This is a genomic window from Clostridium sp. 10cd* (assembly GCF_044336395.1).
Classification (GTDB): Bacteria; Bacillota_I; Bacilli_A; order Erysipelotrichales; family Erysipelotrichaceae; genus Clostridium_AQ; species Clostridium_AQ innocuum.
Window position 1 is genome coordinate 3,368,075 of sequence record NZ_CP172347.1, and the last position, 23,199, is coordinate 3,391,273.

Below are 23,199 nucleotides of genomic sequence, written 5' to 3' on the forward strand. Positions count from 1 at the left end.
TCTATGAGGAAACGAAAAATCCTAAGATTCTTCGGTATCACTCTGCTGGCTGTCTTTGGCGTGCTGGCGTTCTTATCCATCACGGGTACGGTGGCTCATGCGGCTGGTCTGGTAGATACTACGGTCAATGACGCTAACGCCTATTCCAAATATCCGTTGGAAAACTACCAGCTTGATTTCTATGTTGACAGTTCATGGGACTGGCTGCCTTGGAACTGGCTGGACGGTATTGGGAAAAGTATTCAGTATGGCTTGTATGCCATCACCAATTTTATCTGGACGGTGAGCCTTTATATCTCTAATGCCACAGGCTATGTGGTGCAGGAGGCTTACAAGCTGGACTTTATCTCTGATACCGCAAACTCTATCGGAAAGAACATTCAGACCTTGGCAGGCGTGACGAAAAGCGGCTTTTCCAGCGAGGGATTTTATGTAGGATTCCTGCTTATCCTCATTCTGGTAACAGGTATCTATATCGCCTACACTGGACTTATCAAGAGAGAAACCACAAAGGCGGTTCATGCAGTCGTCAATTTCCTTGTGGTCTTTATCCTGTCAGCGTCCTTTATCGCCTATGCCCCAAACTATATCAGCAAAATCAATGATTTTTCTTCGGATATTAGCAGCTCGGCTTTATCTCTCGGAACAAAAATCGTGCTGCCCGATTCCAGCAGCAAGGGAAAAGACAGCGTGGACTTGATTCGTGACAGCCTGTTTTCCATACAGGTAAAACAACCGTGGCTGCTGTTGCAATATGGGGAATCAGACATAAAAGAGCTAGGCTCTGACCGTGTGGAAAGCCTGCTGTCGGAAAGCCCCGACACGGACGACAGAGAGGACATTGTGATTGAGGAAATCGAGGATAAGGACAACGACAATCTAAGCGTCACAAAGACTATGACACGTTTAGGCATGGTAGTATTCTTGTTCATCTTCAATATCGGTATCTCGGTCTTTGTGTTCCTGCTTACGGGTATGATGATTTTCTCGCAGGTGCTTTTTACTATTTACGCCATGTTCCTGCCCGTCAGCTTTATCCTGTCCATGATACCAACCTATGAGGGCATGGCAAAAAATGCGGTCACGAAACTGTTCAATACCATTATGATGAGGGCTGGAATCTCTCTGATTATCACTACCGCTTTCAGCATTTCCACCATGTTTTACTCCATTTCCTCTGGCTATCCGTTCTTCATGGTCGCATTTTTGCAGATAGTCACCTTTGCAGGAATCTACTTTAAGCTCGGTGACTTGATGGCAATGTTCAGCCTGCAATCTTCCGACACCCAGCAGGTAAGCCGACGTATCATGCGCCGCCCTTATCTCTTCCTCAACCGTGGGGCAAGACGCTTGGAGCGCAAAATCGGCAGAACGGTTGCGGCTGGTGCGGCTGGCGGTCTTGTGGGCGCAGCGGCAGTATCACAATCCCGTAAGACGGACAATGCAAAACCAGCAGGCAGCGGTCATTCCAGACCAAACCATGACACTTCCGCCGATACGTCCAGCTTTGGGAAACGTGCCGGCGCAAAAGTCGGTGCGGTGCTTGATGGCAGGGAGCGCATGAAAGACAAAGCAAAATCTGTCGGTCAGCAGGTCAAGGATATGCCGACACTGGTACAGTATGCGTTACATAGCGGCGTGAACCAGATACAGGAAAACGTATCTGACTTCAAGCGTGGCATTGTGGAGGAAAAAGCGACCAGAAAACAAGGGCGTGCCAATAAGCAGGCGAAACACAGGCAGACCATTGCACAGAAACGCATGGCAATGGATAAAGTGAAACCGTCCAATGAATCAGCGACAAAAGGAGCTGCCCCATTGCATGAGCGACCAGTGGCAACGCCTGTACCTGCGAAAGTAGCTCCACAGGCAGCGGTTTCCAAAGGAGCGCAGACCATTAAGGAACGCCCTGTCACCACTACAAAGGGACAGCCGCCCGTAAAATCCAAAGAGCCTGTTACAAGGGTACAGGAGGTAAGGACGCAGACGGTCAGAGAATCCACTGCACCTGTCAGACAGCAGACTTCGCAGGCTGCCGCCGATACCACACGACAGACGGTGCAGCGTCACGAACACATACAAAGCGTACAGAAGAAACAGAAAAACAAGACAACCGTAAATAAGACGACCATCGGGAAAGGCGGCAAGAGATGAAACTAAGGCACTTCGTTTTGTTCGGAGGTGTTTTATCGGTGATTATCGCCTTACTGCTGTTCCTGTTTATCGTTACCGCAGATGATAAAGAAAGCAGCACTTCCCACTTTGATTTTTCTGGACTGAACCTTTCTGAAGAAGTGCTGAAACATCAGCCGACGGTAGAAAAATATGCGAAAGAATACGGAATTGAGGACTATGTGAACTATCTGCTCGCTATCATGCAGGTGGAATCTGGCGGCACAGCAGAGGACGTTATGCAGTCGTCAGAATCAATGGGGCTGCCGCCCAATTCCCTTTCCACAGAGGAATCCATCAAACAGGGGTGCAAGTATTTCTCGGAACTGTTAAAATCCGCAGAATCAAAAGGCTGCGACATAGACACGGTGGTACAAGCCTATAACTATGGCGGCGGCTTTATCGACTATGTGGCAGGACACGGAAAGAAATACACCTATGAGCTGGCGGTCAACTTTGCGAAAGAAAAATCAGGCGGCGTGAAAGTTACCTATAAAAACGAGATTTCCATTAAGGAAAATGGCGGCTGGCGTTACAAGTACGGGAATATGTTCTATGTGCGGCTCGTCAAGCAGTATCTGGCTGTCCCCAGTTTCAGCGACGCTACCGCACAGGCAATCTTTAATGAAGCATTGAAGTATCAAGGCTGGAAATACGTCTATGGCGGCAGCAACCCTAATACGTCCTTTGATTGCAGCGGTCTGGTTCAGTGGTGCTATGGAAAGGCTGGTATCAGCCTGCCCCGTACCGCACAGGCGCAGTATGACGCCACCCAGCACCTGCCGCTGTCACAGGCAAAAGCTGGCGACTTGGTGTTCTTCCATTCCACTTACAATGCTGGAACGTATGTAACACACGTCGGTATCTACGCAGGAAACAGCAGAATGTATCACGCAGGAAACCCTATCAGATATGCAGATTTGACAAGCTCGTACTGGCAGCAGCATTTGATTGGCGCAGGACGGGTAAAGACAAAATAGAAAGGAATGGTGCTATGATATTCAAGAAAAAAGAGAAAGAATCGAAACCAAAAAAAGAGAAAGAATCGAAACCAAAAAAAGAGAAGAAACTGCCTGTGATGAAAGTAGGCACGCATAAAAAATCTGTGATTACTTTGTGGCTGGTGCTGCTTGCAAGCGTCAGCTTTGGCGTATATAAAAATTTTACTGCTATTGATATGCACACGGTACATGAAAAGGAAGTCATTGAACAGCGCATTGTCGATACCAACAGAATCGAGAATTTTATCAAAGGCTTTGCAAAGTCCTACTATTCATGGAGCAATACGCAGGAATCCATTGACAAAAGAACCGCTGCCATCAGCAGCTATCTGACACAGAGCTTGCAGGACTTGAATGTAGATACGGTTCGGCAGGATATACCCACAAGCTCTGCGGTGACTGATGTAACGGTATGGGAAGTAGAACAGGCTGGAACAGACGACTTTACCGTTGTCTACTCCGTAGATCAGACGGTAACGGAGGGTGAACAGTCTGCCAGATACACTTCCGCTTACATGGTAGTGGTTCATGTAGATAGCGACGGGAACATGGTTATCACCCAGAATCCGACCATCAGCAGCATACCGTCAAAATCCAGCTATGAACCAAAAGCACAGGAATCCGACGGAACGGTGGACGCTGCCACAGCGGAGGAAGTGACAGAGTTCTTGGAAACTTTCTTCAAACTCTATCCTACCGCAACGGAAAAAGAACTTGCCTATTATGTGTCTGGCAATGCCCTTTCCCCTGTGAACTGCGATTATGCGTTCTCGGAACTGGTAAACCCTATCCTCACCAAAGACGGGGAGCAGGTCAAGGTATCGGTGTCAGTGAAGTATCTCGACCAGCGAACAAAGGCAACGCAGATTTCACAGTTTGACTTGACGCTGGAAAAGGATAGTAACTGGAAGATTGTTAAGTAAAGTTGATTTTATATAAGAGAATGTATATAATTATTCTATCTTAAAGAGAGGTGGTTGAAATGAAACGCTGCATTGTTTTAACTGGAATGGTTATTATATTTTAGCAATGATAGGAGGACTTTAAATGACTATTCCAGAAAATAAAATTTATCCACGTACTGGGGATAAAGAAACAATTTATTTAAAAAATGTAATCAAAAATCCTAATATAGAAGTTGGCGATTACACAATGTATAATGATTTTGTAAATGACCCAACGCTATTTGAAAAAAATAATGTATTATATCACTATCCTATAAATCACGATAAGTTAATAATCGGGAAATTTTGCTCGATTGCCTGTGGTGCTAAATTCTTATTTAATAGTGCTAATCATACATTATCTTCATTATCAACTTATCCATTTCCATTATTTTTTGAGGAATGGAATTTGGATAAGAAGAATGTTACTCAATCATGGGACAATAAAGGTGACATTATTATTGGTAATGATGTATGGATTGGATATGAGGCTGTTATATTAGCAGGTGTAAGTATCGGTGATGGGGCAATTATCGGTACACGTGCTGTTGTTACCAAAGACGTACCACCATATACTATTGTAGGTGGTGTTCCTGCAAAACCAATTAAAAAACGCTTTTCTGACGAAACTATTTCATCATTATTAAGTATTCAATGGTGGAACTGGTCGAAAGAAAAAATCTCTAAAAATATAAAGGCAATACAGGCAGGAAAAATTGACGAATTACAATAACAAATGTGCTAGAAATTAAGGTGATGATATAATGTGTCAAAACAAGAAACGAAAAAATGATGTTTTACTCCATGCAAAGTCAGTAAATATATACGCAATTTGCATGGAGTAAGAAAGCGTAAATGCTGGCTTTGCTTTTAACAATAAGATGTTAAAGGAGTGAGCCTGCATGAAATATATAAAAGCAAACTCAATACTTCCTATCTCTCTGATTGAAGAATTGCAAAATTACATTCAAGGCGGTTATATTTATATACCATCTAGGAATGAGAATAAAAAAGGTTGGGGAGAATTGAGTGGCTATAAGCGTGAGATTGAAAAAAGAAATAAAAAAATCAGAATGGATTATAAACACGGGAAAAGCCTTGAAGAATTATCAAAAAGCTATTTCTTATCCATTCATTCAATTAAAAAGATAATATATAAGTAATTTTAGGAAGAGGTTTGCCACTGTGCGACCTCTTCTCTTTTATGTAAAAAATAAGTCTGTAAATAACATTATATTGTAGTGCTTACTTTGCAATGTTACTATTTTCAAGGAGGTGCTATATGGAAAGAAATTTAATTTTGGTTGATTCTATACCGACTATCGTTTGGGGCAAAAAATCGGAGAAAATATATATTTATGTTCATGGAAAAAACGGGAACAAAGAAGAAGCTCTTTTTTTTGCAAATATTGCTGAAAGAAAAGGTTATCAAACTATCAGCTTTGATTTGCCATCTCATGGCGAGAGAAAAAACAAAGATATAGAATGTAATATATGGAATGGAATACATGATTTAGAATGTATCTGGAAATATGTTCAATGTAACTGGGATAGAATTTATTTATATGCTTGCAGCATAGGCGCATATTTCAGTCTGCACGCTTATAAGAACAGAAATATTGAAAAATCTCTTTTTCTTTCGCCTATACTAGATATGGATTATTTAATACATAATATGTTTTCATGGTTTGATGTAAGCGAGAATGAATTAAAGGAAAAACAAAAAATCGAAACACCGATTGAAACTTTATCATGGAAATACTACCAATATGTAAAAGACAATCCTATTAAACACTGGGATATACCAACAGATATTATGTATGGCAGCAAAGATATATTGCAATCAATAGAAATTGTTCGTCATTTTTCAATGAAATTTAATTGCCAATTATACATAGCAAAAGAAAGTGAACATTCATTTATGAGTGATTCTGATAGAAAAATTGTAACTGATTGGATAGAGGGAAGTATTTGAATCTCATATTTTGTATAATTGCTACTGGATTAGTTGAAAATCTAATGTTTCCCATCATTTTGATGATTACCATTTCAATAGTTTGTTTTGAAATTGCAATAAAATTTTTTAGATGGAAATTTTCTTCCGTCGTGTTCTGGTATACTTGCCAGATCAACGACAAGAAGAAATTATGTATCATTTTAAAAAAGTTGTTGAAAATCATTTTAATTGCCCTTACTATTTACGTGTTGAAGTCGACATCAACAATTTTATTTTTGGAGGTAATGATTTGAAAATAGAAGAATTTAAAGATATTACAATCGCTTATATGCGTAATACAGGTGAATATGGCAAACAAAATGAAAAGTTAATGGAAGATTTTAAAGAGTTTTTGAGAAAGAACAAATTGTTTACAGAAGAAACCACTATTTTAGGGATTGCATTAGATAATCCTGCCCTTACACCTACTAATAGACTAAGATATGATGTAGGACTTGTCATAGATAAAAAATCGGAAATAAACCTAGCTACTCGCAAAATTGATGATGGGAAATATGCGATATTTGAGGTCAGTCATACTAAACAAGATGTGTTGCAATTTTGGAAAAATATCCAAAATCTAACCGCAGATTTATCAGTGGACGATAAGCGACCAATTATTGAACGCTATGTCTATAATAAAGTTGCTAATCATTTATGCGAATTTTGTATTCCGATATTATAAGGCAGGTGAATTTATTAAATGGATAAAGAAACTTGGGTAATGTGTCCTATTTGCAAAAATAAGACACGAACAAAAGTAAGACCAGATACAGAATTGATAAACTTCCCTTTGTTCTGTCCTAAATGCAAACAGGAAAGTATCATCAATGTAAAAAGACAGCAAATAACCATTATAGAGCCAGACGCTAAGACGCAGAGCCGATAACACTGAGAGTGCTTAAAATTCTTGGGTTATCGGCTTATTTTATTTGAAAGATAAAAAGCGGAGGATTACTCGTCCTCCACTTCCTTAGATTTTATGATTCCGTCAGCAACGCTTTCCATGATGATTAAATCTTTATCAGATAAGCTATCAAGCTGTTTTTCCAACTGTCGTCTTCTGGTGCTTTTCACTAGATCAGACGCAGGCAGGAAAAATTCATCAACGGAAACTTCCAGTAATGATACAAGGTCATAGAACACCTGTAAACTTGGGTGCTGCCCTTTATTCTCGATATTTGTTAAGTAACGAGGGTCAATCTCAATCATTGTTCCCACTTGTTCACGGGTCAAACCTTTTTTCATACGAGCCTTTTTGATGGCAAGACCAAAAGCTCTAAAATCGTATTTATCTTCTTTTTTACGCATATGTAATCACCTCACCACATTTTACTGTTCCTATTAATTTTCTGAAAGGTATAGTAAAACGTATTGTATGGTTTATTAGTTCCTATTATGCGTATCAAAATCAAAAAGTGCTGCCTAGCGGTAAATAAAAAAAACCGCTATCGGCAGTACCACTTTTGCGTACAAATATTTCATTTCTATTTAAATAGCGGTTAAAAGCCGCTTTTTCTTTTTTCCAGCAGAAAATAGCATATTGGTTTTTGTTTAGCGGCTCTAGGAGATAGCCGCATTGAAAATACCATATAGACGATATTCTTCGATTTATCCGTTACTGTCAAAAAAATCTTAACTTACATAACGGTACAATCTACTTTTGGATGTGGTTTTTTACATCATATAACAGGAATAATTCTTAAAGCACAAGAACAGCATTTTCATCATGCTCTTGTGCTTTTTTGCTGTTTAAAAATATTTTTCAAATTCTTTTCTGAAAGCGCAACAAATAGCTGCTGCGTGGGTAGCTACTGTGCGGAAAGGGGGATAGAGGGAAAACAACCCTCACTCACTCTCACGCAGAAAGGAGGTGAAAATATGAAGTCATCTTCTTTCGAGCAGGCTATTCAAGCACAGTTTGATTGCCTTACGAAAAAAGTCATCAAGAGAGCAGCAATGAAGTATAAGCGCAGTATTTCAAGACGTTTGCAGCATGAAATTCCTTTCTCTGATGTATCGGATTTGGAATTGAATAAAGCTGGCGTTTACGATAATTATTCCTGCGATTATACCGTGTTCAATGTTCTTGGCATGGAAGTACAAGTATCTGACGACCAGTTAAGCAAAGCTCTTAAATGTTTACCAGAGAGAAAGCGCAATATTATTTTGTTGTCATACTTTATGGATATGTCTGACGCAGAAATCGGAGAGCTTATGAACGTGGTTCGCTCCACTGTTTACCGTCACAGGACAAGCACTCTGGAAGAAATACGAAAAATGATGGAGGAGGAATAAGTGTGGAAAATAACACAAAACGTATACCGTTTGCTGTGATTGTGGCGGCTACCAATGGTGATGAAACCGCAATACAGGAAATCTTGAATTTCTATGACAGTTACATATCAAAGTTGAGCCTACGCAAATTGTACGACGAGTACGGTAATGTCTATATGGTAGTCGATTCTGAACTAAAAGGCAGAATACAGGCTGCGGTTATGGATATGATTGCAAACTTTGAGATTATCGTAGTTTAACAATTCTGACGGGCAGAGCTTTCCTCCCTTTCCCTCTGCTTGTCATTCTATGAAAGTCTATTATTCGATAGTAGATTTTCATAGACTGGCAAACACAGTCGAGTGGTCTTTGAAAACTGAATAAACAATCAGATACGTTTGATATGCAGCGAGCCGACGGATATTGTACGCCATGACCTTTCAAAACAAAGTGAGCGATTCATGCAATGATCCGTGAGCGACTTTTGGAATGGTCGTCCTGCCATGACCTGTATATCTGTATAATGATACACCCGTATGACACGGTTCACCCATCAGAATGGGAATGGTGAAAGTCCAGTGAGCTTTTCCAAAGCTATTTGATTGTTAGAAAAAAGATATTTTCAGCAGCAAAATGTATGTTCGCTTTTTGTGAAGTTATGCTATAATGATTTCATTAAGCGAGTGTGTTTTGTTGCTGTCACAAAGAAAGGAGTCTTTTTAGTGATAAGTGATACACAAAATGCACACCCTCTAAAAAAGGAAAAAAAGACTTATACAGTGGAGGAAATTGCTGAACAACTGAATATTAGTAAGAAAGCAGCTTATTCATTGGTGAAAAGCGGTCAGTTTCATTATGTCCGTGTTGGTAAAGTCATACGAGTATCAAAAATTTCTTTCGATAAATGGTTGAATCAAATTTGACTATTAAGGAGAGAAATTATGGCTACAATCAAACAAAGAAAATCAACTTTTTCCGTTATTTATTGGTACTTAGACAATACAGGTAAGAGAAAACAAAAATGGGACACGCTGGAAACAAGAAAAGAGGCAAAGCAGCGAAAAGCCTTCGTAGAATACTATCAAGAAAAATATGGTTATGTATTAGTTCCTTTAGAGGAACAATTTGCACGCCAGATTGAGGATTCAAAAAAAGAGCTGGAAGTTGCTGACGAGGAAATTACATTGCGTGACTTCCTAAAAATTTTCGTCAATCTCTACGGTACATCTAAGTGGTCGCCTAGCACATTCAGCAGTAAGGTAAGCAGTATTGAGAATTATATCAATCCGATTATTGGTGATTGGAAACTCAATGAGATTACAACAAAAGGCTTATCAAAATACTACAATGATTTGTTGAGCGTACCAGAAGTACCACGTTCAAACAGAAAAGCAACTGGTCGTTGTGTGCAGCCTGCGAACATCAAAAAGATACATGATATTATCCGCTGCGCCTTGAATCAAGCTATCCGTTGGGAGTACATAGACACAAGCAAGAGAAATCCTGCGTCATTGGCGACTTTACCAAAAGTTCCAAAAGTCAGACGTAAAGTGTGGAGTATACAGACATTCCGTCAAGCGGTACAGGCTGCGGAAGATGATTTACTTTCCATCTGTATGCACTTAGCTTTTTCCTGTTCAATGCGTATTGGTGAAATTACGGGTCTTGCATGGGAAGATGTGATTATTGATGAAGAATCCATTGCTACGGATAATGCAAGGGTAATCATCAATAAAGAGCTTTCAAGAGTAAATGCTGCGGCTATGCAGAAATTGAAAGAAAAAGACATTATTAAAATCTTTCCTACACAGAAACCTCATTGTACGACAAGACTTGTTTTGAAAACACCAAAAACGGAAACAAGTAACAGAACCGTCTGGCTGCCTAGAACCGTTGCACAACTACTGGTACAGTACAAAAAAGACCAGCAGGAATTAAAAGAATTTCTCGGTAGTGCATATAACGATTATAACCTTGTCATTGCCTTAGAAAACGGAAATCCCGTAGAAAGCCGCATTGTCAGAGATAGGTTTCAAAAACTCTGTGAAGAAAACGACTATGAAATTGTGGTATTCCACAGCTTACGTCATTTGAGTACAGGTTACAAACTGAAAATGACAAACGGTGATGTAAAATCCGTACAGGGTGATACAGGACATGCAGAGGCAGAAATGGTTACAGATGTTTATTCCAAAATCATTGACGAGGACAGACGTTTCAACGCACAGAAAATGGACAAAGAATTTTATTCCACTCTCAATGAAGATACCAGCAATCAACCGCAAGATACTGGTTTTTCGGACAGCGATATGGCATTGTTGGAGCTGTTTAAATCCCTTTCGCCAGAGATGAAAGAACAGCTTTTAAAGCAAACACTCAAAAAGTAATTTTTCAAATGTGTTAGCAAATTTTCAAAAATCCAGAATTTTTTCATCAAAAATAAAAAAGTGTTAGCAAACCTACTTCCTTAAAAAGTCTTTATAAAGTATCGAATTGAAGTCATAAAGAAAAATAGCTCCCCTTTTCAGCTAGGATAGAAACGCCAGAATTAAAAAAGCTGAAAACCTAGAAAAATCAAGGCTTTCAGCGTTGTTTGTGGCGTCCCAGACAGGAGTCGAACCTGCGACGTTCCGCTTAGGAGTAGAACCATTTGCCAGCAGGCAGCTCCCTCTTAGTGTTATCTAATCCCTTTATTTCCTTGCTTGTCACGGATTCAAAATGTTATCTCGTACCGACCTGTGACTGCTGATTTTAAGGCGTTTTAGATGCTCCATTTAGCAAGCGATTAGCAAGGGAATTGAATTTAGGGAAATGTCACGCTGTAAAGCCTTTCCCGGTTAATACCTGCATTTCACAACTAATCCCAGAATAGTTTAAGCTGTTTGGATTTTCTAAGGTCGCAAATTGCGACCTCAAAGAGTTTCTCATTCCTCTGCTTCCAGTTCCAACCTTTGCAGGATGTCCTTGATGATGCCTGCATCTTGAATTAAATTGATTCCAAAACACTTTTTTCCTGCATCTTTCAATGATGCTCCTACATGATAGGCTGTCGCTTGGTCAAGAATCAAAAACCTGTCATGGAATACTTTGGTATATTTTATCTTCAATGTCGGGTATTGTGCATTGAAATTCTTAACATCGGCTTTCGTTAGCTTCGTCTGTTTCTGCGTATAAATTGTAACTGCAACATCAGACTTTTTCTTTGAAAGCAGATTCAATGTCCCAACATCCACATATCCATCTATGAGAGTGATTTCTATCTCTGCTTTTTGAATCAAATTCACTATCAAACTGAACGCATCATAAATCTGTCCGTCAAAAAATACCTTTTGGCTGGATTCCTCATGTTCGGATATGTACTCAAATATCTGCTCTAATTTCTCGTCTGTCTGTTTCTGATATTCTAATTGCCGTAATTCTACTGTGCTGATACGTTCAAAAAGCAAGGCATTATTAGCTATAAAACGCCGCATCTCTACAAAAGATTTCATTATACTAATGCTTACTTGTATAGCTACATCACTTCGTAAAACAGCAGACAACATGGCGATTCCCTGTTCCGTAAAAACATAGGGTAAATATTTACGATGTTTCCCTCGACCATCATTTTCGTTTAAGGTCGCAAATTGCGACCTTAAAGATTCTGTTTCTTCTGCGGTTAGTTGAAAACGGAATTCTTCTGGAAAACGAGCTATATTTCTTTTCACTGCTTCATTGAGCCTTTTAGTTTCTACTTGGTATAACATCGCTAAATCACTATCTATCATAACCTGCTGATTACGAACAACATAAATCATGCTTTTTATATCAAATTGAGTTGTTTCAGTATTTGGCTCTTGGACACTGTTATTAACCTCTACTAAAGTTTTTTGTTCCATATCTGCCATCTTTATCATCCTTTCCATTTTGAAGTACCAGATTGGAACCTCAAACTTTATGTATTAGTTCTGACTGTTTCTCCTATACATTTTTTTCTATCAAGCATCCATCCGTATATCTTTTAACCGGTATATTTCTAATTCTTTAATCTGCGGAATTAACTTCTTCGCTTTTTTGTAGACATCTGCTTGAAAATTTTCTGTGATAACAGCATCAACATAAGGTGCAATACTACTAATCAATACATCCATTACATCATTTGGCTTTATAGTCTTTTGAGTTTTAAAAATACGCAAAAACTGTGAATATTCCATCATCCTTGATGCAGGTAGCTTTGATATATCTATATTAGAAGTAACAGGGATACCAAAATTAACTAAATCTTTTACAACAGTTTGTGCTTCATGAAATTTATAAAATTTATCATCAATCATATTTAATGGCAAATGCTGCTGTTTTAACATCCATTTTGTATTATCTCTTTTAAACTCCCAGTCTTTAGCAATAGAGGGGAAATTATTTATTTCTGAATGAATAGTATCCATTAAACTTGTCTGATTTACAAGATTATCAAAAAAATGCTTACAGTTATAACCTATTTCTGTTGAAAGTGGAGTAAACGCATAAGCAACTTGATTGGTAATCTCAAAAGGTATTCCTTTCGTATAACAATCAACTTCCACTTGAAAAATACTCTTAGCTGGAAAAGTCATCAGACAAGGAATTATCGAAAAGTATTCCAAAAATTTCTCATAAATATCTTCATAAGGCATCAATTCAATCACATTATAAATTGAAAAACAGGGGGCATAACTGCTTTCACCAGTAAAAAAAGTTTGGAGAAATCCCTTTCCAGAAAGATTGGTATTTGTAACTATTTCCCTTAATGCGTTCGTATCTAATAATATTAGCTTATAAGTGTTCTGACCTATTTTCATTTTAACCTCATCCAATCATTATAATAAATCAAATAAAGACTTTAACAAGATTATACTCTATTCTTGTCTAAAGGAAAAGACTTATTACTCCAATTTGATTCACCGAAAAATCAGTCAATAAAAGGCAACCTAAAAAAGATTGCCTTTATAATCCTTATAAGTTTTTTGCAAGTGATTTCAGCAACGCCGCCATCTCTGGATTGGCAAGCAGCTTTAGAAGCATTTCTTGGTCTGTCTGCGATGCCGTTTCAGCCTTTGTTTCTTCCTGCACTTCCTCCGCAGCGGGAGCATTTTTGCTTTGGTAAAATTGTTCTTCAAACCTCTGTGCATTTATCCGTCTGTCATCGTCTATAATATGGGAATACACATCAGCTACCATCTTGACCTGTGCGTGTCCAGAATCGCCCTGCACGGATTTCATGTCGCCGCCGTTGAGCTTCAGCTTATAAGTGATGCTTGAATGGCGGAAGCTGTGAAAGACGACTGGCGGCAAATCATTATCCTTAATGAGTTTTGCCAATGCCCGATTGATGACCTGTCCCTCAATGGGTCTGCCGCAGGAAGAAGCAAATACCAGATTGAAGTCCATATATTCCTCCCCGAACAGCTCCTTGAGGTTTTCTATATCCTCATGCCTTTTCACAAGCATTTCCGCAACCGTCTTAGGCAGGAAAATCTTTCGGATACTGGTCTTTGTTTTCGGCTCTTTCAGCACCAGAGCAGTGTGTGTGCTTGCCACCGCAGGCGGGAACTTGAACATTACACCCTTTTCGCCTAACTGTTCCAGAGCATTGCGGTTGACACGTTGCAGCTCCTTATTTACGAAAATGTAAGCACAATCGTTCTTAATGCTCCGTTCGGAAATATCAATACAGTCCCAAGTCAGACCGAGCATCTCTCCCATACGCAGGGAACAGGAAAAAGCAAGGTTTAACGCCAGTGACAGGTTATCATCATCGCAGACCTCCAATGCCTTAAATAAGGTTTCGACTGTCCATATGTCACGCTCCTTGTGTTCTTCTTTCGGGAGAGTGGCATTTTGTACGGGATTCCTTGACATCAGCTCCCATTTTACACCTTGATTGAAAGCATTGCGGAGCAGTTTATGGATTTCCCTTACTGTATGGGCTGTGAGGTATTCATGGTTCGGCTTGCGGTTGTTGACTACCTTTGCCTTAACAGTCAGCAGGCTCTGGTAATATTTATCCATCGTCCTCGGTGTCACCTCTTCCAGTTTCATATCCCCGATAATCGGATTGATATAATTGAAAATCAAACTTCTTCTTGCTTCATAAGTTGACATTGCCCAAGTGTTCACACCGTAAATGGACATATATTCTTCAAGCAGGTCGCTGACGGTACTTGCAGTAGGGATGGTAAATGTTCCTGTTTCCTGCTCAAATTCTACCTGCACCTTACGCTTTTTTGCTTCAGCATTGGTGGCAAAGGTTTCCCATTTCTGCCTTTTCACACCGTTTTCATCCGTATAGGTATAAACTACGGAATAACGGTTCTTTCTCTTTACGATTGATGCCATGCTTTCTCACCTCCTTACATTGTGCTGTCGAGCCAAGCGTCAAAGCTGCTTTTTACAATTCGGATGCCGTTGCCCATGCGGATGCTCTGAAACAAATTCTTCTTTATCAGTGCGTAAGCGGTAGGTTGGCTTATGCCAAGTATCTGCTGAATTTCCGCAACGGAATAGCTTTTCTTGTTCTGGGCGGTCTTTAAAACCCCGTCCATCTCTGCAATATGTTCTTTCATAAGTCTATAACCTCCTTATGTACGTCAGCTTTTATGTAATAGGTCTGGGATTGATACCATTCCTCAAAGCTGTCTTTATAAATCCTTGTAGCCTGCCCCACCCGTGCGGTACGGAACACATTTTTCTTTAACAGCTCGTAAACGCTGCTATCAGAAATGCAGAGCAGCTCTGCCACTTCCCGAACAGAAAATGTGATGCCTGTCCAGTTCTTCCCTGGGGGAGTGCCGTCAACCTTTTTATAATGGAGCTGATTATCATACCATTTTTCAAAGCTGTCCACTATCACACGCATTTTTCCTGCAATAATGACTGTTTCAAAATATCCTTTCTTTACAAGCCAGTAGGAATCTGTTTTCCCAATCCCAAGCAACAGCCGCATTTCCGTAACGGACATACTTTTCTTATTCATCAGCCTGCACCTCCCTCTGGAAGCCAAGCCATCTGTCAAAGCTCTCTTTAGATATACGGTAATTCCTGCCTACTTTGATGCAATGGAAACAACCCTGTTTTACCAAATCATAGGCGGCTGTCCTGCTTATGCCTAAGATACTGCGTATCTCGTCTACGGTATATACCCGCTTCTCGTATGTAGTAAGAGGGGGAGAAGTTATGCTGCCCCCAACTGTTTTATTTTTGCACATTGATTTACCTCCGTGATGTTTATATTCGGCTCGTCAGCCGTTGCAGCCTGCTATATAGCCAAGCATCTTTGCTTGGCTATATAGTATTGCATCACGGGTCAAATGTGAAACGTACAAAATCAGCTTTTCAGACGGATTCGCACACTTGACAAGAGTTCATTTCATTATCAAGCCATTCATCAAAACTCTTTTTCGATATGCGGATATTTCCACCTATGCGGACGCTGTGGAACACCCCCGACTTAACAAGGTTGTATGCGGCGTTCCTGCCTATGCCCAAAATGTCTTGTATCTCATCTACCGTATAAATCCGTTTCTCATACGGCAGTGGAATTTCTGTTTCTTCCTTATTTAATGCTGTAATCCTATCCTCAAACATTCTCTGCCCTCCTGTCTGCTTTCTGCATATTCTTAACGCCGATGCTGATAAGCAGGGGTAATGTGATTTCATCCATGCACCGCTCATCAAGCTGTGCCATCCTCTCTTTCAGCCGCTTTTTATCTATTGTGCGTATCTGTTCAAATAAAATAATGGAATCTGCGGGAAGCCCTGCTATTCCATCCAAACAAAAATGTGTCGGCAGTTTTCCTTTTTTTGGTCTGCTCGTAATGGCGGCAATAATGACTGTCGGGCTGAACCTATTGCCCGTGTTGTTGGATATGATAAGTACGGGTCGTGTGCCGCCCTGCTCCGAGCCGATAACGGGATTAAGCTCTGCGTAGTAGATGTCGCCACGCTTTATAATTCTATCCATAGTGTATTGACCTCCTATTTGGATTTAGGCAGATATATCCTGCCTATGTAGCAGCCAGACACAAGGAAGCATTTAAGGTCGGGAGAGCATAAAACAAGCCCTGTTTTCCTCTTTACTGCCGTATGGCATCAAGGTATCCCCGTAGGGGATTCCATAGACCGCCTTGCATCTGGCTTTATGATAAAAAGCATTTTCTATTTGTCCTCGACACCCCGAAAATGCCATTGCGATAAACGCAAGGGAAGTCGCCAAACGGTCAGCAGCGAACTGACGCCACGGGAGTTCCACCCCAACTGTCGGTCTGACAGAGCCGCCTAATGCTATAAACATTCAAGACGGGAGTACCATTATTCTCTTTGCGGGTTATGGCGGAATCGGGAGCTACCCGATATTTTCAGTCGGTATTTACCGCTCGTTGCCTTTTGGCAGGTCATGGCGTACCGCTGCACACGCTTATGCTCTCACAATCACAAAGAGGAAGTGTTTGACGAATGAGTATTCAGTTTTCAAAGAGCTGTCCCGTTTTCGTTATACAAAAGAAAATGGGGTAAAGGCTTTTTTTGCCTTACACCCCATAGTCCTCGGCAACGTCCGTTTTTGGACGCTACTTTAAAATTTTTTTAATTTTTTCTTTGAGCCTGTTCACACGCTTGTAAATTGCCTGTTCGGTCATCCCAAGCAACGACGCTATATCATGTGTAGAATAGCCTTGCATTTTCATCACAATGATTTGCAGGGTAAGCCTGTCCACCTTAATCAAAACATGATATAGATGCTGATTTTCGATGCTGTCAAGAAAATCCTCTACCGTCTTTACTTCGGGCTGTGCCGCATCCTCGGCAAATTCTTCAAGATATGTACCTGCATCTTTTAGCCTGCGGTAATACTTCCTGTCAGAATTAAAAACTTCCCAATCGTGAGTGTGGAGCTGCTCGATAGTATCCTCGCTGACACCCAAGCTCCGTAACTGCTTTTCTTCGGCTTCTTTCCAGAGCCGCCATTTCCTTTCTTCTCTGCCATAATTGAATGACATTTCCTTTACCTCCAATCTGAATTTTTTTGAAAATCCAGATTGGCAGGCGGCGAACGGCAGTGGGCGTTAGAAACAACCTTGCGACGTATTACTGCAAAAATCGACAAAAGAAAAACCGCAAAGGCTGTTAGACCTTTACGGTTTATGGAGATTATATTTCTAATATATAGAAATTTGACTTCTACTCGCAGGGTGCAAAGCTCCCTTGTGCTGATAAGGATTTTTTTAACGGTTTACCCGTCCATCCTTTATGTGGTATATGTAAATAGAAGTTGCTGCTTGCAAGCAATAAAAATCCCTCCAAACTTCCAAAAGCGAAGTCGGAGAGAGGTCAGAGCATGACAAATTAGCTCACCGAAACATCGTTTTTTTTATTCGGTGGGCTTGTCCTACCTGATTAAAGAAAGAGCCGATGCTCTGTGATATTCACAAATTCATCGGCTCTGCGTCTAAAGCGTCTGGCTCTTTAATGACAATTATTTGTAAATCCTTTACTTCAACCAAACTTTCTTGTTTACATTTGGGGCAATATAAAGGGTAATTTCTTAAGACTGTATCCTTTCTGATTTTGTTGCGGGTTTTGTTACCGCAGATAGGACACAACATCCACTCACATTTAATCGCAACCATCTCCTTTACATTCCGAGCTAAAATCTCCATATATAAGATATTAAATCTCTATCAACAAGAAATTTTATCTCGTTTAATAAGAAACCACATTTCCGTACAATTATAGAATGAAAAATTTATATGTACGAAGGTGGAAAATATGAATACTATCAAAAATTTCGATTTTATGGCACTAGGTCAAGCAATAAAAAATGCTCGTGAAGCTAAAGGAATTACCAGAGAGCAATTAGCTGAAATTCTTGACCTTGCTCCAAGACACATTCAATCTATTGAAAACGAGGGACAACACCCAAGTTTTCAACTATTTGTACGTCTGATTACTATGTTTGATATATCGGCTGACCAATACATCTTTCCAGACAAGAAAACAGACAAATCAACTATTCGTAGACAGATTGATACTGTACTTGACACATTCAATGATAACGAACTTACAATTATTAAGGGTACTATCAATGGAATCTGTGCCGCAAAAGGGCAGACGAAAGAGTAACAGCTTTCGTTTGCTTCCTACTTTATTCGAGAGATTTTAAAGAGTATCTGACAATTCCGATATTCTTTTTTCAATCTCTTTGATTACTGTTTCAAACATAGAATCACTTTCTCCTGTTGGGTCTGGAAGTCCCCAATTATCATCAAAGGCTCTTCCTATATATGGACACCCTACGTCACATCCCATTGAAATCGCAATATCGGGCGTAGGAATATCTGAAATCAATTTAGAATATTGTTCCTTTTCCATATCAATTCCATAAAGTTTTTTCATAATGCGTACAGCATCCTTATTGATTTGAGGTTTTGTTTCTGTTCCTGCGGAATAAAAGTCGAACTTTTCCCCTGCAAAATGTTTTCCAAGAGCTTCTGCTATTTGACTTCGGCAGGAATTGTGTACGCATATAAACGCTATTTTTTTCTTATTCATTTTTAAACCAACCTTTCGTATGATTTGCAATTCTTACAAGGAATAGCATAACAGGCACTTCCGTCAATACACCTACTGTAGTAGCCAATGCTGCGGGCGAACTCGTTCCAAATAAAGCAACTGCGACTGCAACTGCAAGTTCAAAGAAATTTGATGCCCCTATCATGCCCGCAGGAGCGGCAATATTATATGGTAATTTTAAAAATTTACAAGCTATATATGCGATTGCAAATATTAAAAGTGTCTGTAAAATAAGCGGTACTGCAATCAAAATAATGTGTAACGGATTCTGTAAAATAGTGTTTCCTTGAAAAGAAAAAATCATTATTAACGTCAATAAAAGTCCGACACTTGTAGCATTGTCAAATTTATGTGTAAAAGTGTTATCAAAATAGTCTTTGCCCTTTTTCTGAATAATAAGATAACGTGTGAACATCCCCCCTATAAGCGGCGTAACTACAAATAATACAACCGAGAGAATAAGTGTATTCCACGGAACTGAAACTTTCGATACACCTAGTAAAAATTTCACAATCGGTACAAATGCTATAAGAATAATAAGGTCATTTGTCGCTACCTGCACTACGGTATAGGCAGGATTTCCTTTTGTCAAAGAACTCCAAACAAAAACCATTGCCGTACAAGGTGCTGCTCCAAGCAGGACAGCCCCTGCAAGATATTCCGTTGCAAGTTCTGGTGTTATAAATTCCTTGAAAATCACAAAAAAGAATACACTTGCAATGCCATACATTGTAAAAGGCTTAATAAGCCAATTTGTTGCCCAAGTAACAAATAATCCCTTCGGATTTTTACCAACATCTTTTATACTTTGAAAATCCACTTTCATCATCATGGGATAAATCATCAGCCAAATCAATAATGCCATTGGAATTGACACTTTAGCATATTCAAATCGGTTAAGGAAATTAGGGATGATTGGCAAATACTTGCCAATCAATACCCCAATTACCATGCAGAGAATTACCCATACTGTTAAATACTTTTGAAAAGCACTGATATTACCTTTTTCCTTACTCATAAAATATCTCCTTTAAAAGCCTAATTTGTGCAATAACTTTTCCACATCTCCGCTTTTCAAAACCTTTCCCATAGAAACAACCTTTTCATTTACTACAAGGGCGGGCATACTCATTACACCGTATTCCATAATTTTTTGCATATCGGTCACATATTCTACTTCTACGGATAATCCCATTGCTTTTACTGCTTCTTTAGTGCTTTCCAGTAAAGCATGGCAGCTTTTACATCCAGAACCAAGTACCTTAATGCAACAGATACCATCTTTTGCTGCATTGCAGCAATCATTTTCGATTTTATCACTTTCGCTCGTTGAGCATCCACCGTTGCAAGCACAAACTGGCTTTTTGTTTTCCTCCTCTTTGTTCTTTCCTAAGTTAAATAATGCCATAATGTTTACCTCCATAAATGATATTTTTGTTAAAATGCAAGCCAAAACATATATAAACCAATCAGTAGAATTACAGCCCCTATTACAATTTTCAAAATAGTCGCCGTCTTTTTATAATTATCACTACTGTTGATTTTTTGAATAAAACCTACCGATGTTCCTGCTACCATGACAAGTGTACTATGTCCAATGGAATAAAGTAACATCAGTATGATACCCCATACAAGATTTCCCTCCCCTGCCACAATAGCCAACATAGCAATAAGTACAGGAGTTGAGCATGGGGATGAAAATATACCTCCAAGAATACCCGCCAGAAATGCCCCTATAAATCCTCTCTTTTTATTCTTTGATAATAAATTTATTGATGGGATAAAATTAAATATTTCCCATATTTGTAGAGCCATAAGCACCATCAAAACGCCAAGTAACAAATACCAGATAGAAGATGATGTTCCCATTAATCTACCCGCCGATGTTGCTATTATTCCTAACAGAACAAAAGTAACCGCTGTTCCAAGTGAAAATATGGCAGAATATATAAACGCTCTTTTTGTATTTTTTTCACCGACACCGCCAACATAACCAATTATAAGCGGTACATTCGACAATGAACAGGGTGTTACAGAAGTCAATATACCAGCAAGCAAAGTAAGAACAGGGGCAAGCCACACGTTGTTTCTAATCATTTCCGCAATCTGAGAAAGCAAACTGTCAATCATATCTACTCAACTCCCATCTCTGCAAAAATTTGTCGCATTTCTTCTTCTGTGATTCCTCCTTGATGAACAGTAAAAATATGTTCATTGCTTGCTTTGTCTGAATACATATCAAACTGCACTTTTGAAGCAAGGATGTCGCTTGGAACAAAGGGTGTACCATCAGCATTAAAGAAAACTTGTGTTGGTATCACTTGTATAGGGAATTTATCTACTCCCTCTGTATATTCCCATACATCCATAAATTGTACTGCCGCTTTACCCTGCCATTCATTATTAAGTGTTTTAAGGACAGGAGCCATTTGTTTGCATGGAATACATGAATCAGAACCAAAATCAATGACCGTAGGGACACCATACTGCTTAATTTCCTCCAAATCAACAGATGTAATCTTTAGTGAAAAAGTCTTATCTGTTTGGTTATCACTATCAATTACAGATGGAGAGTTCTGCGTATTTTTTATAAAGAATATCCCAACGATAATTGCAACAATTAAAGTGGAAACAAGTATTTTTACTATCAAAGGCTTATTCTTAACCATCAACCCATCTCCCTAAATAATTAAGTATTGTATTGCATTAAAGAAATAACCTACAACGATAATACCAATGCTACAAATAGCAATAAAAACACCAAGTAATTTTGGCTTAACTGCTTTGCGGAGCATAATCATTGACGGTAATGATAATGTTGTGACACCCATCATAAACGCTAATACAACACCAAGCAATGCCCCTTTACCGAGTAGTGCTTCGGCAATCGGAATTGTACCGAAAATATCTGCATACATTGGAACACCTGCAATAGTAGCAATAACCACACCAAACGGATTATTATCACCAAGAACCTTTACAATAAAATCTTCTGGTATCCAATTATGAATAAAAGCACCAATGCCAACACCAATAAGAACATAAGGGAATACCTTTTTTGCAGTTTCCAAAACCTGTTCCCAAGCAAACTTCATACGTTCTTTAAAATGTAATTCCTCCTGTGCCACATCAAGGGCATGACCGTTCCTAATATAATCTTCAACTTGATTTTCAAGGTGTAATTTTTCAATAATTGTACCGCCCGCAACTGCAATAACCAATCCAAGCACTACATAAATAATTGCAACTTTCCAACCAAAAATACTCATAAGTAATACCAGTGAGCCGAGGTCAACCATTGGTGATGAAATAAGAAATGAAAATGTTACGCCAAGCGGTAAGCCTGCACTTGTAAAACCAATAAATAGTGGTATTGAAGAACAGGAGCAAAAAGGTGTCACTGTACCGAGTAAAGCTGCAATTATATTTGCTCCGATTCCATGAAAACGTCCTAAAATCTTTTTGCTTCGCTCTGGCGGAAAATAGCTCTGTATATATGAAATAAGCAAAATTAAAACACCGAGTAGCACCATAATTTTTATTACATCATAAAGAAAAAACTGAATACTTCCTCCGATTTTTCCAGATGTATCTAAACCGCAGGCGTTAAGCAGGTTACTAATTAGTCGGCTTAACCATCCCATACCAAGAACTTCATTCTGAAAAAAATCCCATATTGTTCTTATTGTTCCCATAATTAAAACTTCCTTTCTTAGATAGTTATATTGAAATATGTCGATATGTTGTCCTTTTTGTAAGCCGTGTGGAAAAGCAATTTTTTACTTATCACAACACGACTTATTTTCCGTAGCAGAATTTACCTTTGTCATCTCTTGCAGACAGTTTATCGCATATTCTGTTCCCTCTGATGAAATGGAGTAATACATCCATTTACCCTCTTTTCTTCCAATAACAATACCAGAATCACACAATATTTTCATATGATGTGACAAAGTGGGCTGCGTAACGTGAATTTCCTCAAGAATTTTACAGGCACATTTCTCACCAGAACGCAAAAGTTTAATAATACGGACACGGTTTTCATCACAAAATGCTTTGAATATTAAAGCTATTCTTTTTTCATCTGTATTCACTTTATCACCTCCAATAGATGAATGTCTATATGTTATTATATTCATTACATAGATATTTGTCAATATGTTTTTTAATTTTTTATGTAAGGCAAAATAACCAGAGAAATAAACCTCTGGTATTCTTTTGCCTT

General features: G+C 39.1%; 31 protein-coding genes. 13 read left to right on the plus strand and 18 right to left on the minus strand.

Features of this window, described 5'->3' with window-relative positions:
- The first annotated feature begins 3 nt into the window (after positions 1-3).
- The 8 genes from ACG3M1_RS16765 to ACG3M1_RS16800 all read left to right on the plus strand — a co-directional run bounded on the left by ACG3M1_RS16765 (position 4) and on the right by ACG3M1_RS16800 (position 7,002).
- On the plus strand, positions 4-2,154 hold the full coding sequence (locus ACG3M1_RS16765; RefSeq protein WP_008817942.1) for a CD3337/EF1877 family mobilome membrane protein: 2,151 nt from the start codon (positions 4-6) through the stop codon (positions 2,152-2,154).
- Entirely contained in the window at positions 2,151-3,152 is a 1,002-nt protein-coding gene (locus ACG3M1_RS16770) for a bifunctional lytic transglycosylase/C40 family peptidase (protein ID WP_008817943.1), read from the plus strand. Before ACG3M1_RS16765 ends, ACG3M1_RS16770 begins: the two co-directional genes overlap by 4 nt.
- 14 nt (positions 3,153-3,166) lie before the next feature.
- The gene (locus ACG3M1_RS16775) at positions 3,167-4,096 is read left to right on the plus strand and encodes a conjugal transfer protein (RefSeq protein WP_008817944.1); all 930 of its coding nucleotides are present in this window, start codon (positions 3,167-3,169) and stop codon (positions 4,094-4,096) included.
- Between the two features lie 124 nt (positions 4,097-4,220).
- Complete coding sequence (locus ACG3M1_RS16780) at positions 4,221-4,850, plus strand: CatB-related O-acetyltransferase (protein ID WP_008817945.1); 630 nt, start codon at positions 4,221-4,223, stop codon at positions 4,848-4,850.
- A 169-nt stretch (positions 4,851-5,019) separates the two neighbouring features.
- Complete coding sequence (locus tag ACG3M1_RS16785; protein WP_008817946.1) at positions 5,020-5,280, plus strand: CD3324 family protein; 261 nt, start codon at positions 5,020-5,022, stop codon at positions 5,278-5,280.
- 119 nt (positions 5,281-5,399) lie between these two features.
- Complete coding sequence (locus ACG3M1_RS16790; protein WP_008817947.1) at positions 5,400-6,092, plus strand: alpha/beta hydrolase; 693 nt, start codon at positions 5,400-5,402, stop codon at positions 6,090-6,092.
- Positions 6,093-6,264: 172 nt separating this feature from the next.
- The gene (locus tag ACG3M1_RS16795; protein ID WP_253643572.1) at positions 6,265-6,798 is read left to right on the plus strand and encodes an AraC family transcriptional regulator; all 534 of its coding nucleotides are present in this window, start codon (positions 6,265-6,267) and stop codon (positions 6,796-6,798) included.
- Positions 6,799-6,816: 18 nt separating this feature from the next.
- On the plus strand, positions 6,817-7,002 hold the full coding sequence (locus ACG3M1_RS16800) for a cysteine-rich KTR domain-containing protein (protein ID WP_044947932.1): 186 nt from the start codon (positions 6,817-6,819) through the stop codon (positions 7,000-7,002).
- Between the two features lie 65 nt (positions 7,003-7,067).
- On the opposite strand, the gene ACG3M1_RS16805 is transcribed toward ACG3M1_RS16800, so the two are convergent.
- The gene (locus ACG3M1_RS16805) at positions 7,068-7,424 is read right to left on the minus strand and encodes a helix-turn-helix domain-containing protein (protein WP_008817949.1); all 357 of its coding nucleotides are present in this window, start codon (positions 7,422-7,424) and stop codon (positions 7,068-7,070) included.
- A 570-nt stretch (positions 7,425-7,994) separates the two neighbouring features.
- On the opposite strand from ACG3M1_RS16805, the gene ACG3M1_RS16810 reads away from it, so the two are divergent.
- From ACG3M1_RS16810 to ACG3M1_RS16825, 4 genes are all read left to right on the plus strand, one after another.
- Complete coding sequence (locus ACG3M1_RS16810; RefSeq protein WP_008817950.1) at positions 7,995-8,411, plus strand: RNA polymerase sigma factor; 417 nt, start codon at positions 7,995-7,997, stop codon at positions 8,409-8,411.
- A gap of 2 nt (positions 8,412-8,413) precedes the next feature.
- The gene (locus ACG3M1_RS16815) at positions 8,414-8,650 is read left to right on the plus strand and encodes a helix-turn-helix domain-containing protein (RefSeq protein WP_008817951.1); all 237 of its coding nucleotides are present in this window, start codon (positions 8,414-8,416) and stop codon (positions 8,648-8,650) included.
- A gap of 462 nt (positions 8,651-9,112) precedes the next feature.
- Entirely contained in the window at positions 9,113-9,313 is a 201-nt protein-coding gene (locus tag ACG3M1_RS16820) for a helix-turn-helix domain-containing protein (protein ID WP_055200357.1), read from the plus strand.
- A gap of 18 nt (positions 9,314-9,331) precedes the next feature.
- On the plus strand, positions 9,332-10,777 hold the full coding sequence (locus ACG3M1_RS16825) for a site-specific integrase (RefSeq protein WP_055200356.1): 1,446 nt from the start codon (positions 9,332-9,334) through the stop codon (positions 10,775-10,777).
- 537 nt (positions 10,778-11,314) lie between these two features.
- Here ACG3M1_RS16825 and ACG3M1_RS16830 read toward each other — a convergent pair.
- The 10 genes from ACG3M1_RS16830 to ACG3M1_RS16875 form a co-directional block, all read right to left on the minus strand.
- Positions 11,315-12,277: an ORF6N domain-containing protein gene (locus tag ACG3M1_RS16830; protein ID WP_008817955.1), complete on the minus strand. Its 963-nt coding sequence runs from the start codon at positions 12,275-12,277 to the stop codon at positions 11,315-11,317.
- Between the two features lie 90 nt (positions 12,278-12,367).
- Positions 12,368-13,207, minus strand: a complete 840-nt coding sequence (locus ACG3M1_RS16835) for a hypothetical protein (RefSeq protein WP_055200354.1) — start codon at positions 13,205-13,207, stop codon at positions 12,368-12,370.
- Positions 13,208-13,361: 154 nt separating this feature from the next.
- Positions 13,362-14,744 carry a tyrosine-type recombinase/integrase gene (locus ACG3M1_RS16840; protein WP_008817958.1) on the minus strand — a complete coding sequence of 461 codons (1,383 nt, stop codon included), beginning with the start codon at positions 14,742-14,744 and terminating at the stop codon, positions 13,362-13,364.
- Positions 14,745-14,758: 14 nt separating this feature from the next.
- Positions 14,759-14,971 carry a helix-turn-helix domain-containing protein gene (locus ACG3M1_RS16845; RefSeq protein WP_395814342.1) on the minus strand — a complete coding sequence of 71 codons (213 nt, stop codon included), beginning with the start codon at positions 14,969-14,971 and terminating at the stop codon, positions 14,759-14,761.
- Entirely contained in the window at positions 14,968-15,381 is a 414-nt protein-coding gene (locus ACG3M1_RS16850; protein ID WP_008817960.1) for a helix-turn-helix domain-containing protein, read from the minus strand. Before ACG3M1_RS16850 ends, ACG3M1_RS16845 begins: the two co-directional genes overlap by 4 nt.
- On the minus strand, positions 15,374-15,613 hold the full coding sequence (locus ACG3M1_RS16855) for a helix-turn-helix domain-containing protein (RefSeq protein ID WP_008817961.1): 240 nt from the start codon (positions 15,611-15,613) through the stop codon (positions 15,374-15,376). The genes ACG3M1_RS16850 and ACG3M1_RS16855 overlap by 8 nt, the downstream gene beginning before the upstream one ends.
- A gap of 127 nt (positions 15,614-15,740) precedes the next feature.
- Positions 15,741-15,992, minus strand: a complete 252-nt coding sequence (locus ACG3M1_RS16860) for a helix-turn-helix domain-containing protein (RefSeq protein ID WP_008817962.1) — start codon at positions 15,990-15,992, stop codon at positions 15,741-15,743.
- Complete coding sequence (locus ACG3M1_RS16865) at positions 15,985-16,368, minus strand: type II toxin-antitoxin system PemK/MazF family toxin (RefSeq protein ID WP_008817963.1); 384 nt, start codon at positions 16,366-16,368, stop codon at positions 15,985-15,987. The genes ACG3M1_RS16860 and ACG3M1_RS16865 overlap by 8 nt, the downstream gene beginning before the upstream one ends.
- Positions 16,369-16,972: 604 nt before the next feature.
- Positions 16,973-17,401, minus strand: a complete 429-nt coding sequence (locus tag ACG3M1_RS16870; protein WP_008817964.1) for a sigma-70 family RNA polymerase sigma factor — start codon at positions 17,399-17,401, stop codon at positions 16,973-16,975.
- A gap of 426 nt (positions 17,402-17,827) precedes the next feature.
- On the minus strand, positions 17,828-18,031 hold the full coding sequence (locus tag ACG3M1_RS16875) for a cysteine-rich KTR domain-containing protein (RefSeq protein WP_044947991.1): 204 nt from the start codon (positions 18,029-18,031) through the stop codon (positions 17,828-17,830).
- A 139-nt stretch (positions 18,032-18,170) separates the two neighbouring features.
- Between ACG3M1_RS16875 and ACG3M1_RS16880 the strand changes: the two genes are divergently transcribed.
- Complete coding sequence (locus ACG3M1_RS16880) at positions 18,171-18,524, plus strand: helix-turn-helix transcriptional regulator (protein ID WP_008817965.1); 354 nt, start codon at positions 18,171-18,173, stop codon at positions 18,522-18,524.
- Between the two features lie 36 nt (positions 18,525-18,560).
- Here the strand turns inward: ACG3M1_RS16880 and ACG3M1_RS16885 are convergent, their stop codons facing one another.
- The 7 genes from ACG3M1_RS16885 to ACG3M1_RS16915 form a co-directional block, all read right to left on the minus strand.
- Positions 18,561-18,953, minus strand: a complete 393-nt coding sequence (locus ACG3M1_RS16885; protein WP_008817966.1) for an arsenate reductase ArsC — start codon at positions 18,951-18,953, stop codon at positions 18,561-18,563.
- Complete coding sequence (arsB, locus tag ACG3M1_RS16890; RefSeq protein WP_008817967.1) at positions 18,946-19,992, minus strand: ACR3 family arsenite efflux transporter; 1,047 nt, start codon at positions 19,990-19,992, stop codon at positions 18,946-18,948. Before arsB ends, ACG3M1_RS16885 begins: the two co-directional genes overlap by 8 nt.
- 12 nt (positions 19,993-20,004) lie before the next feature.
- Positions 20,005-20,382: a thioredoxin family protein gene (locus tag ACG3M1_RS16895; RefSeq protein WP_008817968.1), complete on the minus strand. Its 378-nt coding sequence runs from the start codon at positions 20,380-20,382 to the stop codon at positions 20,005-20,007.
- A 29-nt stretch (positions 20,383-20,411) separates the two neighbouring features.
- Positions 20,412-21,104, minus strand: coding sequence for a cytochrome c biogenesis CcdA family protein (locus ACG3M1_RS16900; RefSeq protein WP_008817969.1), 693 nt, complete (start codon positions 21,102-21,104; stop codon positions 20,412-20,414).
- A gap of 2 nt (positions 21,105-21,106) precedes the next feature.
- On the minus strand, positions 21,107-21,643 hold the full coding sequence (locus ACG3M1_RS16905) for a thioredoxin family protein (RefSeq protein ID WP_008817970.1): 537 nt from the start codon (positions 21,641-21,643) through the stop codon (positions 21,107-21,109).
- 12 nt (positions 21,644-21,655) lie between these two features.
- Positions 21,656-22,669, minus strand: coding sequence for a permease (locus tag ACG3M1_RS16910; RefSeq protein ID WP_008817971.1), 1,014 nt, complete (start codon positions 22,667-22,669; stop codon positions 21,656-21,658).
- Positions 22,670-22,753: 84 nt separating this feature from the next.
- Positions 22,754-23,068 (minus strand): ArsR/SmtB family transcription factor, encoded by a 315-nt coding sequence (locus ACG3M1_RS16915; protein WP_008817972.1) that lies wholly within the window; start codon positions 23,066-23,068, stop codon positions 22,754-22,756.
- Positions 23,069-23,199 lie beyond the last annotated feature (131 nt).